This window comes from Methylobacterium sp. WL119 (assembly GCF_008039875.1).
GTDB lineage: Bacteria > Pseudomonadota > Alphaproteobacteria > Rhizobiales > Beijerinckiaceae > Methylobacterium.
Genome location: NZ_VRUU01000001.1, coordinates 45,758 through 61,835, shown reverse-complemented (window position 1 = coordinate 61,835; position 16,078 = coordinate 45,758). Strand labels below are relative to the sequence as shown.

At 70.6% G+C, this 16,078-nt stretch carries 14 protein-coding genes; 2 read left to right on the top strand and 12 right to left on the bottom strand.

Annotated features, from left to right (window positions below; genetic code table 11):
• Positions 1 to 67: 67 nt before the first annotated feature.
• A complete protein-coding gene (locus FV227_RS00270; RefSeq protein ID WP_147858071.1) occupies positions 68 to 373 on the top strand; it encodes a hypothetical protein in 306 nt (101 codons plus the stop codon).
• Between the two features lie 25 nt (positions 374 to 398).
• On the opposite strand, the gene FV227_RS00265 is transcribed toward FV227_RS00270, so the two are convergent.
• The 8 genes from FV227_RS00265 to phaZ all read right to left on the bottom strand — a co-directional run bounded on the left by FV227_RS00265 (position 399) and on the right by phaZ (position 9,072).
• Positions 399 to 1,280, bottom strand: a complete 882-nt coding sequence (locus FV227_RS00265; protein WP_147727480.1) for a 3-hydroxybutyryl-CoA dehydrogenase — start codon at positions 1,278 to 1,280, stop codon at positions 399 to 401.
• 213 nt (positions 1,281 to 1,493) lie between these two features.
• The gene (locus FV227_RS00260; RefSeq protein WP_147858070.1) at positions 1,494 to 2,447 is read right to left on the bottom strand and encodes an FAD-binding protein; all 954 of its coding nucleotides are present in this window, start codon (positions 2,445 to 2,447) and stop codon (positions 1,494 to 1,496) included.
• 66 nt (positions 2,448 to 2,513) lie between these two features.
• On the bottom strand, positions 2,514 to 3,263 hold the full coding sequence (locus FV227_RS00255; protein ID WP_147728510.1) for an electron transfer flavoprotein subunit beta/FixA family protein: 750 nt from the start codon (positions 3,261 to 3,263) through the stop codon (positions 2,514 to 2,516).
• 210 nt (positions 3,264 to 3,473) lie between these two features.
• Entirely contained in the window at positions 3,474 to 4,046 is a 573-nt protein-coding gene (locus FV227_RS00250) for a cob(I)yrinic acid a,c-diamide adenosyltransferase (protein WP_147728509.1), read from the bottom strand.
• Positions 4,047 to 4,093: 47 nt separating this feature from the next.
• Entirely contained in the window at positions 4,094 to 4,726 is a 633-nt protein-coding gene (locus tag FV227_RS00245) for an acyloxyacyl hydrolase (protein WP_147728508.1), read from the bottom strand.
• A 131-nt stretch (positions 4,727 to 4,857) separates the two neighbouring features.
• A complete protein-coding gene (locus tag FV227_RS00240) occupies positions 4,858 to 5,043 on the bottom strand; it encodes a twin transmembrane helix small protein (RefSeq protein ID WP_147728507.1) in 186 nt (61 codons plus the stop codon).
• A 92-nt stretch (positions 5,044 to 5,135) separates the two neighbouring features.
• Positions 5,136 to 7,754, bottom strand: coding sequence for a TIGR02302 family protein (locus FV227_RS00235; protein WP_246686328.1), 2,619 nt, complete (start codon positions 7,752 to 7,754; stop codon positions 5,136 to 5,138).
• Positions 7,755 to 7,863: 109 nt separating this feature from the next.
• Positions 7,864 to 9,072, bottom strand: coding sequence for a polyhydroxyalkanoate depolymerase (gene phaZ, locus FV227_RS00230; RefSeq protein WP_147726376.1), 1,209 nt, complete (start codon positions 9,070 to 9,072; stop codon positions 7,864 to 7,866).
• A gap of 224 nt (positions 9,073 to 9,296) precedes the next feature.
• On the opposite strand from phaZ, the gene FV227_RS00225 reads away from it, so the two are divergent.
• Positions 9,297 to 10,523, top strand: coding sequence for a TetR/AcrR family transcriptional regulator (locus FV227_RS00225; RefSeq protein ID WP_147726367.1), 1,227 nt, complete (start codon positions 9,297 to 9,299; stop codon positions 10,521 to 10,523).
• A gap of 26 nt (positions 10,524 to 10,549) precedes the next feature.
• Here the strand turns inward: FV227_RS00225 and FV227_RS00220 are convergent, their stop codons facing one another.
• From FV227_RS00220 to FV227_RS00205, 4 genes are all read right to left on the bottom strand, one after another.
• The gene (locus FV227_RS00220) at positions 10,550 to 11,701 is read right to left on the bottom strand and encodes an acyl-CoA dehydrogenase (RefSeq protein WP_147726368.1); all 1,152 of its coding nucleotides are present in this window, start codon (positions 11,699 to 11,701) and stop codon (positions 10,550 to 10,552) included.
• 171 nt (positions 11,702 to 11,872) lie between these two features.
• Entirely contained in the window at positions 11,873 to 13,069 is a 1,197-nt protein-coding gene (locus FV227_RS00215; protein WP_147726369.1) for an acyl-CoA dehydrogenase family protein, read from the bottom strand.
• Between the two features lie 26 nt (positions 13,070 to 13,095).
• Complete coding sequence (locus FV227_RS00210) at positions 13,096 to 14,280, bottom strand: acetyl-CoA C-acyltransferase (protein WP_147726370.1); 1,185 nt, start codon at positions 14,278 to 14,280, stop codon at positions 13,096 to 13,098.
• A complete protein-coding gene (locus FV227_RS00205) occupies positions 14,277 to 15,980 on the bottom strand; it encodes an AMP-binding protein (protein WP_246686327.1) in 1,704 nt (567 codons plus the stop codon). The genes FV227_RS00210 and FV227_RS00205 overlap by 4 nt, the downstream gene beginning before the upstream one ends.
• Positions 15,981 to 16,078 lie beyond the last annotated feature (98 nt).

Below are 16,078 nucleotides of genomic sequence, written 5' to 3'. Positions count from 1 at the left end.
GTCGAGAACGCGTGCCGCCCTTCGGCACGCGGCGACGCCCTGACGGCGTATCGGTGAGGTCCTTGGAATGGTCGAGAAGCTTCCCAATCAGAACGCGCGCCAGGGCGAGCGCGGCAAGTCGGTGCTGTGGGTGCTGGTCGGCAGCCTCGTGCTGCTCGCGGTCGCCACGATCGGCCTGCTCACGTGGAACGGAGCCAACGCGCCGAAGGACTATGCCAGCCAGAGCCAGGACGCGTCGCGCAAGGAGATCACCGGGTCGGTGACGGGCTCGAGCAATGCGCCGGCGTCGAGCAACAGCGGTGCCGTTCCGGCCGGCAACCCGACCTACCTGCAGCCGGCCCAGCCGAACGCCAACGGCAATCAGCCCAAGTAGGCGATGAAAGCGACCCGGCCCGCGCTCAGCGGGTCGGGACCGGCGTCTCGCCGCGATAATCGTAGAAGCCGCGCTTGACCTTGCGGCCGAGCCAGCCGGCCTCGACGTACTTCACCAGCAGCGGGCACGGCCGGTACTTCGAATCCGCCAGACCCTCGTAGAGCACCTGCATTACCGACAGGCAGGTATCGAGGCCGATGAAGTCGGCGAGCTGCAGCGGGCCCATCGGGTGGTTCGCGCCGAGCCGCATCGCGGTGTCGATCGATTCGACCGAGCCGACGCCCTCGTAGAGCGTGTAGATCGCCTCGTTGATCATCGGCAGCAGGATGCGGTTGACGATGAAGGCCGGAAAATCCTCCGACATCGTCGAGGTCTTGCCGAGCTTTGCGATGAACGCCTTGGCCGACTCGTAGGTCGGGTCCTCCGTGGCGATGCCGCGGATCAGCTCGACGAGCTGCATCACCGGCACCGGGTTCATGAAGTGGATGCCGATGAAGCGCTCCGGCCGGTCGGTCGAGGCGGCGAGCCGGGTGATCGAGATCGAGGACGTGTTGGTGGCGATCAGCGCATCGGGCCGCAGCGACGTGCACAGCGTCGAGAAGATCTGCCGCTTGGTCGCCTCGTTCTCGGTCGCGGCCTCGATGACGAGGTCGCAGGGGCCGAGGTCGTCGTAGCTGCGGGCGGCGACGATGCGCTCGCGGACGTCGCGGCGCTGTCCCTCGTCCATCGTGCCCTTCGAGACCTGGCGGGCGAGGTTGCCGTCGATGTTGGCGAGGCCGGCGTTCAGGCGGTCGGGATCGCGGTCGTTCAGCAGAACGTCGAGGCCGGCCGCTGCGCAGACGTGAGCGATGCCGCTCCCCATCTGCCCGGCACCGATGATGCCGACCCGCTTGATATCGATGCCCATCTGTCGATCCATGCCCCCGACGCCGACGACCGAAGCGGTTGTCGAGCTGCCCTACGCCGCACGGCCCACCATCCGACGCGAAAGCTGGAAGGGCTGTGCGGCGTTTCTTTTAGACCCTTCGTCGGCCCAAGTGGAACCCGTCGAGCACGCGATCGCGCGACGGGTTCGACCGGGTGACCCGATCCGACGACCTTCGGATCGCGACGAACGACTTCAGTTGCCCTTGGCCTTGCCGATCTCGGCCTGCAGTTCCGGCACGATCTGGAACAGGTCGCCGACGAGCCCGTAATCCGCCACCTGGAAGATCGGCGCGTCCTCGTCCTTGTTGATCGCGACGATGACCTTCGAATCCTTCATGCCGGCCAGGTGCTGGATCGCGCCGGAGATGCCGACGGCGACGTAGAGGTCGGGCGCGACCACCTTGCCGGTCTGGCCGACCTGCCAGTCGTTGGGGGCGTAGCCGGCATCGACCGCGGCGCGGGAGGCGCCGACGGCGGCGCCGAGCGAGTCGGCCAGCGGCTCGATCAGCTCCTTGAACTTGTCGGCCGAGCCGAGCGAGCGACCGCCGGAGACGATGCTCTTGGCCGCCGCCAGCTCCGGCCGGTCGGACTTGGCGATCTCCTCGCCCTTGAAGGTCGAGCCGCCGGCAGGGGGCGCCGCCGCCGTCACCGCCTCGACGGGGGCCGCCGCTCCGCCCTCGCCGGTGGCCTTGAAGGCGGCGGTGCGGACGGTGATCACCTTCTTGCCGGCGCCGGCCTGCACGGTCTGAATCGCGTTTCCGGCATAGATCGGGCGCTCGAACGTGTCGGGCGACACGACCGCCATGATGTCGGAGATCTGCGCGACGTCGAGCAGGGCGGCGACGCGCGGCAGGATGTTCTTGCCGGTGGTGGTCGCCGAGCACACGATCGCGTCGTAGGGCTCCGCGATCGCGACGATCAGCGCGGCGACCGGCTCGGCGAGGTCGTGGTCGTAGGCCGCGTCCTCGGCCAGCAGCACCTTGTCGACGCCGTCGAGCTTGGCCGCCGCGTCGGCGGCGGCCCGGCTGCCGGCGCCGACCACGAGGGCGTGGATGGGGGCGCCGAGCTGCTTGGCGGCGGTGAGCGCCTTCAGGGTGCCGTCCTTGATCTCGGACTGGCCGTGCTCGACGAGGAGGAGGGTGGTCATCGGTTCAAACCTCGGATCTCGGATGAGGCGCGCGCTCGACCGGATGCGGGAGCGCGCGCTGCGGGACTAGATGACGTTGGCCTCGGTCTTCAGCTTCTGCACGAGCTCGGCGGCCGAGCCGACCTTGATGCCGGCCGAGCGGCCCGGCGGCTCGGCGGTCTTGAGGACCTTGAGCTTCGGGGTGACGTCGACGCCCAGGGCGTCGGGCGCCATCTCCTCGAGCGGCTTCTTCTTCGCCTTCATGATGTTGGGCAGCGAGGCGTAGCGCGGCTCGTTGAGGCGCAGGTCGGTCGTGACGATCGCCGGGAGCTTGAGCGACACCGTCTGCAGGCCGCCGTCGACCTCGCGGGTCACGTCGAGGCTGCCCTCGCCGGCCTCGATCTTGAAGGCGAAGGTGCCCTGCGGCCAGCCGAGCAGCGCCGCGAGCATTTGGCCGGTCTGGTTCGAATCATCGTCGATCGCTTGCTTGCCGAGGATCACCAGCTCCGGGTTCTCCTTCTCGACGACCGCCTTCAGGATCTTGGCCACCGCCAGCGGCTCGCAGACCGTGTCGGTCTTCACCAGGATCGCGCGGTCGGCGCCCATGGCGAGCGCGGTGCGGAGCGTCTCCTGGGCCTGCTGCGGGCCGATCGACACCGCCACGATCTCGGTGACCTTGCCCTTCTCCTTCAGGCGGATCGCCTCCTCGACGGCGATCTCGTCGAAGGGGTTCATCGACATCTTGACGTTGGCGAGCTCGACCCCGGAGCCGTCGGCCTTGACGCGGATCTTAACGTTGTAATCGACGACCCGCTTGACGGGCACCAGAACCTTCATGGCGGTCTACTTCCTCCGCGGCCGGATTGTTGTGATCGGCGAATTTCGGAGCGCCTTCGCAGGCGGCTCGCACAGGGCGCGGACCGTAACGGCCACATTTCCGCCTTGTCAACGCGGCGCGCGCACGCGCTTTCGAAAAGCCGCGGACGGTCGGCGAAGGGAATTCGGATCTGCGGTACGGCGGCGGGCGCGGATCGGCCCGGGCCCGCCCTAGCGGTTCTTGCCGGGCACCCAGAGCACGTCGTCGGCGCCGTCGGCGTTGGCCGCGCGGCTCGCCACGAACAGGAAGTCCGACAGGCGGTTGAGGTACTTCAGCGCCTCGGGCGAGACGATCTCGCCCTCGGTCGCCGCAAGCGCGACGGCGAGCCGCTCGGCCCGGCGGCTGACGGTGCGGGCGAGGTGAAGCGCAGCGGCGGCCGGCGAGCCGCCGGGCAGCACGAAGGACTTCAGCGGCGCGATGTTGGCATTGAGCGCGTCGATGTCGGCTTCGAGCCGCGCCACCTGCGAGGCGACGATCCGCAGGGGCTCGTAGGCCGGCGGCGCGTCGCTCGGGGGCGTCGCGAGGTCGGCCCCGAGATCGAACAGGTCGTTCTGGATCGCGCCGAGCATCGCGTCGATGCGCGGCTCGGCGTGCTGGCGGGCGAGGCCGACGCAGGCGTTGGTCTCGTCGACGGTGCCGTAGGTCTCGACCCGCAGGTCCGCCTTCGACCGGCGCTGGCCGTCGGCCAGGGCGGTGGTGCCCTTGTCGCCGGTGCGGGTGTAGATGCGGTTGAGGGTGACCACGGGTGCGCCGACGCTTTCAGATCAGAAGATGTAGCCGAGCTTGCAGATCAGAAGGTGTAGCCGAGCTTGCCGCCGAAGTTGGTCAGGCCGCGGTTCTCGCCGCACAGGCCTGCATTCGACATGTGCTCGACGGTCGCCATGATGCTCCAATGCTCGGTGATGCGGAAGCCGAGCGCCGCGGCCTCGCGGAACAGCGGCGAGCAGCCGAGCGAGTTGAAGCCGTACGGGGCGAGCGCCTTCGGGCCGGTATAGCCGTTATGCGCGGCGCCACCGAAGAAGCCGTCGATGAAGACGCGGCGGTCGAAGGTCTCGGGGAAGAGGTCGACCGACCAGGTCGCGCCGAGATAGGCGTAGCTGGTCCGGCCGCCGGTGTTGTAGCTGCCGCCCACCGTCGGGCGCGGCACGAAGGCCTGCCAGAACGGATCGGCGCTCACCAGCGGCTTCGAGAACAGGATCTCGCCGTTGACGTTCTGCTTCTCGAAGCCCGGGAGCTTGCCCTCGGCGCTGCCGGGATCCTGCACGGCGCCGCCGATCCGGACTTCGGAGACGATGCTGAGGGGCTGCACCGGCGGCGCGTAGGCCGCGGGCCGCGGCGCGTACCCGAGATCGGCTGCCGCGACGGGCGAGGCGATCGCGAGGGCAAGAGCGCCGGCGACGAGACGATGCGAGGAGGACTTCATGCGGGGCGGATCCGGTTGAACCCGGAATTCCTAGCATGGGCCGACCCGCCGGGGGCGCCGTTTCATCCGGCCCGCGCTCGAATGCGCCCCGGTGCGGCCCGGCGGTCACAGTCCCGGGCGGCCCCGATCCATCAGGCCGAGCGCCACCAGGCCACGCCCATGATCACCAGGATCGCCACGAACTGCAGCAGCACGCGCAGGCGCATCAGGCGCTGGGACAGGTTGGCGTCGCCCCCGCGCATCATGTTGGCGAGGCCGAGGAGGAGGATGACCGCGACCGCGAGGCAGGCGACGAGGACGACGGAGTTGCCGGACATGGACGGACGATCTCGACTGCGAGCGATTCCGCCCTTGTAGGCGCTTCGCCGGACGAACGGCAGGGGCGATGCGACGCGGGCCGTGCCCCGGCTCAGTTCCGGCGCAGCAGGCGCTCGAAGTAGTCGAGCTCCTCCTGCGAGCGGGTCGGGTCGCCGAGCTTGCGCCGCAGCTCCTCCATGATCCGGCGCGCCCGTTGCACCGCCGATTCGTCGGCGGTCGGCACGCGCACGCGGCCGTCGCTCATGTCGCGCCCGCGGGTCGAGCGGCCGAGCGGGTCGTCGTCCTTGGCACCGGCCTGTCCCTGCTGGCCGGGCTGCTCGCCGTCGGGCTTGTCGCCCTGGCCCTCGCCCTCGGCTTCGGCCGATTCCTGCATCTGCTGCTGCATGCCGTCGGCACCGCGCTTGAGCCCGTCGAGGGCGCGGCCCTGCGCGTCGACCGCGTCGCCGTCCTGGCCGTCCTTCAGCGCGTTCTCGGCCTCGCGCATCGCATCCTCGGCATCCGAAAGGCCCTCCTCGCCCTTCATGCCGTTCTCCTTCATGCGGTTCTGCAGGTCCTGCAGGCGCTGTCGCAGGGCCTGCTGGCGCTCGCCGACCCCGCCCTGCTGGCCCGGCTGCCCCTTGCCTTGCTGGCCCTGGCCCTGCTGCCCCTGCTCGCCTTGACCTTGCTGGCCCTGGCCCTGCTGGCCGGGGCTCTGCTGCCCCTTCTGCCCGGGTTTCTGCCCCGGCTGACCGCGGCTCGGCGGACGCTGGCCCTGCTCGCCGCCGGGCTTCTCCTGGCCTTCCTTGAAGGTCTCGTCGCGCAGGCCCTGCTGCTCGCGGGCCATCTGGTCGAGCTCCTTCATCTGCTTCTGCATCTCGCGGGCGGTCGGGTCGGACTTGCCGCCCTGCTCGGCGCTCTGCAGGTTCTCCAGGATGTTGCGCAGCTGCTCCATCAGGCGCTGCGCCTCGGCCGTGTCGCCGCGCTTCATTGCCTCGGCCATGTCCTTGAGCATCTTGTCGAGGTCGTCCGGCGTCACGCTCTTCGATGGCTGGCCCTGCTTGTCGCGCGAGCCCTGCTCGCGCGGCTGCTTGCTCTGCTTCTCGGCCAGCTGCTTCATGAACTTGTCGAGGGCCTGCTTGAGATCCTGGGTCAGGCGCTGGATCTCGTCGTCGGGCGCGTTCTTCTCGATCGCCTCCTTGAGCCGGTCCTGCGCCTGCCGGAGCTTCTTCTCGGCGTCGGAAAGGTCGCCGTCCTCGATCTTGAGGGCCATCTCCCAGAGCAGGTCCGCGACCTCGGTGAGCGCGGCATCGTTGCCGGCCGCCCGCAGGCGCCGCGCCGCGGTCTTCAGGCCGAGGAACACCCCCGGCTGCGGCGTGAACATCTCGGGCGCGACGAGCAGTCCGTCGAGCGCCATCTGCACGCGGGCGCGACCCTCGTCCGGCGTCACCACGAGGCGACGGCGCTCCTCGGCCAGCGCCCGCGCCAGCGGATCGCGGAAGGGGCGGGCGGGCAGCACCATCTCGATCGTCGGCGTGCGGCCCTCCTGGCCGGCCTCGTCCTTGACGAGATAGGTGAAGCGCACCTTCGCGCCCGACCAGGGGTTGTCGGTCAGGTCCACGAGCGTCTTGGTGTCGGTCTCGCCGCTCGCCTCGCCCGGCAGCGCCAGGGCGATGCGCGGCGGCGGCACAAGCGAGCGCGTCCCCTCCAGCGGCTCGACGATCCCCTCGGCCGAGGCGATGCCGTAATCGTCCTTGGCGCGGTAGCTCAGGTTGAAGGTGCCACGCCCGTTCACCTCCGGGCCGCCGACCGCGTGGATCTCGGGCGGGGTGTCGGGGATCGCCTCGACGATCAGGCGCTGGGTCTGCCCGGGCGCGGCGATGGTGAGCTCGGCCGTCGGCCCGACGATCTGGAACCGGTCCTCGCGCAGGTCGGGTCGCGGCTCCTTGCCGGGCACGGCCTTGAGCCCGGCATTCGGCGTCAGCACGGTCTGCGCCGGGCTCTCGCCGGCGATGCGCACGATCAGCTGCGAATTCACCGGCACGCGCAGGCGCTGCTCGCCGCCAGACATCGCGACCGCGAGCGGCGGAAGCCGGGTGTAGAGCGGCGGGTCGATCCAGCCGTCGATGCGGTAGTTCGGGCCGGCCGAAGCGGCTTCGCGCCAGTCGAAGGCGCTGCCGAGGCGCTCGCGCCATTCCGGGCCAGCGACGAACAGGCTCGCCACCGCCGCGACCACGAGGCCGGCGCGCAGCGCGAACGGGTCGTGGCGCGGCATGCCGGGCCGCGGCCGGCCGACGCGCAGCGTTGCGACGGCGCGTGCCGCCCGCGCCTGATGCAAGGCCCAGAGCGCCCGCGTGTCGGGATCGGTGGTGCCAACGGCGAGCGTGTCCTCGATCGTCGAGGCCGGGGCGTGAACCAGCGTCGCGTCGCGCGCCGCCGCCTCGCGGTCGATGCGGGCGAGCGCGGCGCGCCGGTCCGTCCGGCGCAGCCGAGCGAGCGGGGCGAGCACGGCGACCAGCGCGGCACCGAAGGCGACGAGGCCGACGATGCGCCAGGTGGCGGAGAGATCGAGCCAGAGGCCGAGCCAGGAGACGGCGAGGAATGCCAGCACGACGCCGAGGCCGCGCCACAGCACCGGCCAGGCCCGCTCCCACAGGCCGGCGGCGTTGGAGCGCGCCACCAGCCGGTCGAGCCGTGCGGCGTTGCCGGATCGCTTCGGATCGTTACTGCTCACGCCCGCAATCGCCTCGCCGCCCTCGAACCAGCACGTTCGTGCAGGCAAGCTAGCATGGTGCGCATCGTGCACGTGCGGGTCAAATCCGCTCAGGGCGGGGCGGCCGTCCTCAGTTGTGCGACTGGATGAAGTTGCGCACCAGCGGGTAGGTCTGCCCCTCCCACTTGCGGCCCGAGAACACCCCGTAATGGCCGACGCCGGCCTGGAGGTGGTGGCTGCGCATGTGCGGCAGCAGGCCGGTACAGAGGTCGTGCGCCGCCATGGTCTGGCCGACGGCGCAGATGTCGTCGCGCTCGCCCTCGACCGTCATCAGCGCGGTCTTGCGGATCGCGCGCATGTCGATCCGGTTGCCGCGATAGGTCAGCTCGTTCTTGGCCAGGGTGTAATCCTGGAACACCGTCTTGACGGTCTCGATGTAGAACTCCGCCGCGAGGTCGAGCACGGCGAAGTACTCGTCGTAGAACCCGGCGATCGCGTCGGCCTTCTCGACCTCGCCGTTGGCCATGTGCCAGAACAGGTCCGCATGGCCCTGGACGTGGCGCTTGGTGTTCATCGAGACGAAGGCCGAGACCTGGACGAAGCCGGGATAGACCCGGCGGCCGGCGCCCTTGTGGCGCCGCGGCACGGTGGCGATCAGGTTCTTCTCGAACCACTCGATCGGCTTCGAGGTGGCGAGCGCGTTCACCGAGGTCGGGCTGATGCGGCAATCCACCGGGCCGGCCATCAGCGTCATGCTGCGGGGCGTGGCCGCATCCTTCGATTCCGCCATCACGGCGGCGGCGGCGAGCGCCTGGACGGTCGGCTGGCAGACCGCAAGCACGTGCGCGGGGCCGTCCATCGCCCCGAGGAACTGCACGAGGTGCCCGACATAGTCGTCGAACCCGAACGCGCCGTCGGAGAGCGGCACGTCGCGGGCGTTGTGCCAATCGGTGATGTAGACGTCGTGGTCGGGCAGCAGGGTCTTCACCGTGCTGCGCAGCAGCGTCGCGAAGTGGCCCGAGAGCGGGGCCACGACCAGCACCTTCGGCTGCTCGGAATCGATGTCCTTGCGAAAGCGCAGCAGGGTGCCGAACGGCGTGACGAGGACCGGCTCCTCGACCACCGAAACCTCGCGGTTGCCGACCGTCACCGCCTCGATGCCGAAGGACGGGCGCGCGAAGGTCAGTCCGGCGCGCATCATCATGCGGGCGCCGGCCGACATCCAGTTCACCGGATCGCCGAAGGCGGTCCAGGGCGAGACGGCATCGTGCAGCACGCGCCCCCAGGCCCGCGTCTGCTGGGCCAGGTCGCACTGCATCTCGAACGCGTCGTACAGCATGGGGCGGGCACTCGTGCGCGACCGGCCCGACAGGCGGGCGGTCGCGGCTTCGGGATGGGGCTGATACGCCGCTTCGTGCTGCATCATCATGCGGTGAGGATCAGACGGCCGCGCACCCACCGCAACCGTCTAAAAGTACGAAGCCGTCGGCCTGTGTCTTCGCAGTACCACGTTTGACGGCGCGGCGCTTGTCAGTTCGTGCGCCGCCATGCTCAACCGCTGGGATGATCGACGGAGGCAGGCCCGCGGCCGGGCAGACCAAACGCTATGCCCTCAAGCGTGGGGCGATCCTCGATGCGGCGGCACGGCACTTCAATGCCCGCGGCATCCGCGGCACGGCGCTGAACGACGTCGGCGGCAGCGTCGGGCTGATGCCCAACAGCATCACCTACTATTACCGCCGCAAGGAGGACCTCGCGGCCGCCTGCTACGTCAGCACGATCGCGTGGCACGAGGCGCTGCTCGCCGAGACGGCGGCGCTCGCCGACCCGGCAGAGCGCCTCTCCGCATTCCTGGCCGCCTACTTCCGCGACCTCGCGGCGATCGAGACCGGGGCGCGGGCGCCTCAGGTCCGGCTGACCGACATGCGCGCGCTGCCCGAGCCGCAGAGCGCGGCGGTCTACGCCGCCTACAACGCCTTCTTCCGGCAGGCGCGCGCCGCGTTCTTCCCCGAGGCCGCCTTCCCCGGCCTCGACCGCGACGCGTTGCGGGCACGGACGCACCTCGTCGTTTCGGTGGTGCACACGGTCCGCGCCTGGATCGACCGCTACGAGGCGGCGGATTACCCCCGCGTCGGGGCGCGGATCGCCGATCTCCTGCTGCACGGCTTGGCGAGCCCGGAGAGCCGCTGGAGCGGCGACGCACCGGACCCGATCACGGCCCAGGGCGACCCGACCGAGCCGTTCCTGCGGGCGGCGACGGCGCTGATCAACGAGGAAGGCTATCGCGGCGCCTCGGTTGAGAAGATCTCGGCGCGGCTCAGCGTCACCAAGGGCTCGTTCTACCATCACAACGACAACAAGGACGACCTGATCGCCCAGTGCTTCGCGCGCACCTTCGCCATCCTGCGCCGGGAGCAGGAGGCGGCCGAGGCGGCCGGCGGCACCGGCTGGACGCGGATCACCGCCTGCGCCCGTGCGCTGATGCGCCATCAGGTCTCCGAGGGCGGCCCGCTCCTGCGCTGCACCGCCGTCGGCGCCCTGCCGGACACCCTGCGCGCCGAGATCCCGCTGACCATGCGCCGCCTGTGGGAGCGCCTGGCCTTCCCGATCGGCGACGGCATCGCCGACGGCTCGATCCGCGCCGTCGACCCGTCGATCGCCGCGCAGGTGGTGAGCAGCATGATCGACGCCGCCTCCGACCTCGACCGCTGGTGCGACGTCGCCGGCGCCGATGCGGCCGAGATCTTCGTGCGCCCGCTGTTCATGGGGATCCACGCGGCCGCCGACTAACGCGTCCCCGGGGTTCTCGGATCGCGTCAGGCCGCGATCAGGCCGCCGTCGTCGGCGACGCGGCGCAGGTGGTAGGGCGTGTCGCCGAGCTGGTACTCGATCATCGCCAGGCGCTTGAAGTGGTGCGCGCCGATGTACTCCATGGTCATGCCGATGCCGCCGTGGAGCTGGACCGCTTCCTGGCCGAGGAAGCGGCACGCCTTGTTGACCTGCACCTTCACCGCCGACAGGGCGGCGGCACGCTCGGCGGCATCGCCGGCCTCGACCATCATCGCCCCGTAGATCGCCATGGAGCGCGCTTGCTCGAGGGCGATCAGCATGTCGACCGCCCGGTGCTGCAGCGCCTGAAAGCTGCCGACCGTGACGCCGAACTGCTTGCGCGTCTTGAGGTAATCGACGGTCAGCGCATGCAGCGCCGACATCGAGCCGAGGGCCTCGGCCGCCAGCGCCGCGATCCCATGCTCGGCGACGCGCACCAGCAGCGGCAGGCCGCCCTCGGAATCGCCGAGCACGTCGCCGCCATCGACGGCCACGCCGGCGAAGGTCACCTCCGCGGCCCGGCCGCCATCCTGGGTCGGATAGGGCTCGATGGTGACGCCCGGCGCATCGGCCGGCACCACGAACAGGCCGATCCCGTGCGGGTCGCGGCGCTCGCCCGAGACTCGGGCGCTGACGACGATCAAGCCGGCGGAATCGGCGTTCAGCACGACGCTCTTCTGCCCGTCGAGCACGAAGCCCGAGCCGTCGCGGCGGGCCCTGGTCGCGACATCGTGAAGGTCGTAGCGGGACTGCCGCTCGGTCTGGGCGAGGGCGAGGCGGGTCGAACCCTCCACGATCCCGGGGAGCCAGCGCGCCTTCTGGGCCGAATCGGCGCCGAGCCGGATCGCGGTGGAGCCGAGCACGCCGCTGGCGAAGAACGGCTCGACCGCGAGGTTCCGGCCGATCGCCTCCATCACGATCATCGTCTCGACGGCGCCGCCGCCGAACCCGCCATCCTCCTCGGAGAAGAGCAGGCCGCAGACGCCGAGTTCGGCGAGCTTGCCCCAGCTCGGCTCGGAGAACCCCAGAGGCTCGCGGGCCCGGGCCTGGCGCGCCTCCAGCGACGGGTAGCCGTCGGCGCAGAAGCGCTCGACGCTGTCGCGCAACAGGTTCTGCTCGCCGCTGAAATCGAAGTCCATGGTGTCATCCGTTCGAAGCCGCGAAGAGGCTTCCGAGAGAAACGCGGGTCCCCTCTCCCGTGCGGGAGAGGGACAGGGTGAGGGCTCCAGGTCTTTCCTGCGACGTCGCATCCCTCTCCCCAACCCTCTCCCGAACGGGAGAGGGCGGCGCAGTGCGTCCTGCGGGAGGTCTCACAAGCCCAAGATGCCCTTGGCGATGACGTTGTGCTGGATCTCGTTCGAGCCGCCGTAGATCGAGACCTTGCGGTTGTTGAAGTAGCTCGGCGCGGCCGCGTCGACCCAGTCGAAGCCGCCGGGCGGGTTGTTGGCGCCGGCGCCGCGCTGGGGCGCGGCGAGCGAGAACGGTCCTGCGAGCTCCACCAGCAGCTCGGTCGCCGCCTGCTGCAGCTGCGAGCCGCGGATCTTCAGGAGCGAGGAGGCCGGGTCGGGCTGCACCGAATCGGCGCGGCCCTGCTTGGCCGCGACCCGCATCTGCGTGATCTCGAGCGCCTTCAGCTCGATCTCGACCTCGGCGACCCGTCCGCGGAAATCGCCGTCGTCCCACATCGAGCCGGCGCCGGAGGGCATCTCCTTGGCGAGGCGCTTGATGCGCTGGATGCGCTCCTTGGTCAGGCCGATGCGGGCGATGCCGGTGCGCTCGTTGGCAAGCAGGAATTTCGCGTAGTCCCAGCCCCTGTTCTCTTCGCCGATCAGGTTCTCGACCGGCACGCGCACGGAATCGAAGAACACCTCGTTGACCTCGTGGCGCCCCTCCAGGGTGATGATCGGGCGCACGGTGATGCCGGGCGACGTCATGTCCATCACGAGGAAGGAGATGCCGCGCTGTTTCTTCGCCTCCATGTCGGTGCGCACGAGGCAGAAGATCCAGTCGGCATGCTGGCCCAGCGTCGTCCAGGTCTTCTGGCCGTCGACGACGTAGTGGTCGCCGTCCCGCACCGCCTTGGTCTTGAGCGAGGCGAGGTCGGAGCCGGCGCCGGGCTCGGAGAAGCCCTGGCACCACCAATCGTCGAGATTGGCCGCCCGCGCGAGGAAGCGCTGCTTCTGCTCCTGGTTGCCGAAGGTCGCGAGCACCGGGCCGAACATGTAGCAGTTGAACTGCTGCGGCAGCGGCACCGCCGCCTGCAGCAGCTCCTCGGTGTAGATGTAGCGCTGGATCGGCGTCCAATCCTGGCCGCCCCATTCCTTGGGCCAGTGCGGCACGGCCCAGCCGCGCGCGTTCAGGATGCGCTGGGACGTGACGACGTCGTCCTTGCCGAGGCCGCGGCCTTCCGAGACCTTGCGCCGGATCTCGGCCGGGATCTTCTCGCGGCAGAAGCTGCGGACCTCGTCGCGGAACGCGATCTCGTCGGCGGTGTAGCGCAGATCCATCGGTGTCTCCTGATCGTCGCGGATCGCTAGGCGGCGATCTCGAAAAGGCCGGCGCAGCCCATGCCGCCGGCCACGCACATGGTGACGACGGCGTAGCGCGCCTTGCGCCGCCGGCCCTCGAGCAGGGCGTGGCCGACGAGGCGGGCGCCGCTCATGCCGAAGGGGTGGCCGACGCTGATCGCGCCGCCGTTGACGTTGACCCGCTCGGGATCGATCCCGAGCGTGTCGCGGCAATAGAGCGACTGGCTGGCGAAGGCCTCGTTCAGCTCCCACAGGTCGATGTCGGCGACCTTGAGCCCGTGGCGTTCGAGCAGGCGCGGGACGGCGAAGACCGGACCGATGCCCATCTCGTCGGGGCCGCAGCCGGCCGAGGCGAACCCGCGGAAGCTGCCGAGCGGGGCCAAACCGCGCCGCGCCGCCTCCGCCCCCGACATCACCACACAGGCGGACGCGCCGTCCGAGAGCTGGCTGGCGTTGCCGGCGGTGACGAACGCGTGCTCGCCGCGCACGGGCTTGAGCTTGGCCAAGCCTTCCAGCGTCGTGTCGGGGCGGTTGCCCTCGTCCTTGGCGAGCCGGGTCTCGACGGTGCGGGTCTCGCCCGTGGCCTTGTCGGTGACCGACATCATCGCGGAGATCGGCACGATCTCGTCGTCGAACAGGCCGCGCTCCTGCGCCGCCGCGGTGCGGCGCTGGCTTTCGAGCGCGAACGCATCCTGCGCCTCGCGCGAGATGCCGTAGCGCCCAGCGACGATGTCGGCGGTCTCGATCATCGGCATGTAGATCGCCGGTAGGTGCGCCAGCAGCCAATCGTTCCGGGTCAGCTCCTTCTGCACCTTCGGCTGCACGAGGCTGATCGATTCGAGGCCCCCGGCCACCGCCACAGGGACGCCGTCGAGGATGACGCGGCGGGCGGCGCTGGCGATCGCCTCCAGGCCCGAGGCGCAGAACCGCGACACGGTCATGCCGGCCGACCAAACCGGGATGCCAGCGACGAGGCTCGCGTGCCGCGCGACGTTGCCGCCCGTGGCGTTCTCCGGGTAGCCGCAGCCGAGGACCACCTCCTCGACCTCGCCCGGCTCGACGCGCGCGCGCTCGACGGCGGCGCGGATCGCGTGCGCGCCGAGATCGGCGCCGTCGGTGAGGTTCAGCGCGCCGCGGAACGCCTTGCCGATCGGCGTGCGGGCGGTCGAGACGATGACGGCGTCGGTCATGCGGGGTCGACTCCGGTCTTCGCGCGCTCTTCGGCGACGAGCACGCTGGCGAGCAGCTTGCCCGCCGGGCTGCGGGGCAGGGCGTCCCGGAACTCGAGCGCCCGGGGGATCTCGTGGCGGCCGATGCGGCTGCCGAGGAAGTCGTTGAGCGCGTCGAGGCTAAAGCGCTCGGCGCCGGGCTTCAGGGTGACGAAGGCCTTGGCCGCCTGCCCGCGGTACGCGCAGGGCACGCCGATGACGATCGTCTCGGCGACGGCCGGGTGCTCGTAGATCGCGCTCTCGATCTGCACCGGATAGACGTTGTAGCCGCCGGAGATGATCATGTTCTTGCGCCGGTCGACCAGGTCGAACAGGCCGTTCTCGTCCACCCGCCCGATGTCCCCGGTGAGGAACCAGCCGTCGCGGAACGCGTCCGCGGTGGCGTCGGGTTGCTCGAAGTAGCCGACGAAGACGTTCGGCCCGCGGATCGCGATCTCGCCGGTCTCGCCCGTCGGCACCTCCACCGACGGGTCGTCGAGGGAGACGACGCGCATCTCGACGCCCTTCAGCGGAATGCCGATCACGCCGGGGCGGCGCTCCCCCGCCCGCGGCAGGCGGGTGCCCGCCGGCGCGGTCTCGGTCATGCCCCAGCCGACGGCGAGGTTCACGCCCATCAGCCGGCTGAGGCGGCTCATCACGTCGAAGGGCAGGGGCGCGCCGCCACTCATGCACGAGCGCAGCGACGAGAAGTCCACCGCCTCGATGCCGGGGCGGTTCAGCAGCGCGAACCACATCGTCGGCACGCCCGGCAGCGCCGTGGCGCGGCGGACCTCGATGTCGGCGATGATCTCGTCCAGGTCGAAGCGCTGGCGCAGCAGGATCTGGGTGCCGCCGCGGATGCCGCGCAGCAGCACCGTCGTCAGCGCGTAGATGTGGAAGAGCGGCAGCACGCAGACGGTGCGGGCCGAGGCCTCGCCCTCGTCCCCGTCGTCGGTCCAGAGCCGGTACATCGAGACGGAAGCCGTCAGGTTGCCGTGGGTCAGCATCGCCGCCTTCGGCAGCCCGGTGGTGCCGCCGGTGAACTGCAGCAGCATCACGTCGGAGGGCTTGCGCTGCGGCCAGGCCGCCGGACGCGGAGCCCGGCGCAGGGCCGACAGGGTCACGACGCCCGGGCGCTCGGGGATCGGCAGCGGCTCGGACACCGTCGAGGCGCCCCATTCCGCGTCGTCGCCGACGAGCAGGGTGTCGACGGCGCCCTCGTCGAGGAGCTTCAGCGCCACCGGCAGGAAGCCCGGGAGGTTGGTGGTGACGAGGACGCGCGCGCGGGTGGTGCCGAGCTTGTGCGCGAGCTCGCGCGGCGCATCGAGACCGGACAGGTGCACCACCCGCAGGCCGGCCCGAGCCGCCGCGAGGAAGGCGACCGGGTGGAACGGGGTGTTCGGCAGGTGGAGGCCGATCGTGGCGTCGGGCGTCAGCCCGCGATCAATCAGGCCGGCGGCGACCGCCTCGACGTGGTCGGCGAATTCGGGAAAGCCGATCGCGCGTCCGCGGAAATCGAAGGCCGGGCCCTTCGCCGCGGCGACGCCCGCCGCCAGCAGGTCCGGGATGGTGCCGATCTCGACCGGGCCGTCCCAGTCGCAGGCATTCGGGAAATGGCGCGCCCAGGCCTGTGCCCGCGGCTCCGCCGTCGGCTCGGTCTCCCGGATCGCCTGATGCGACACGCCAACCTCCCAGACGCGGCCTCGTGCGGGCCGCTGTTCCATGATTGCGAAATTCGATCTATGCCGATGCCGGGCGCTGTCAACCGAACATACCGGTT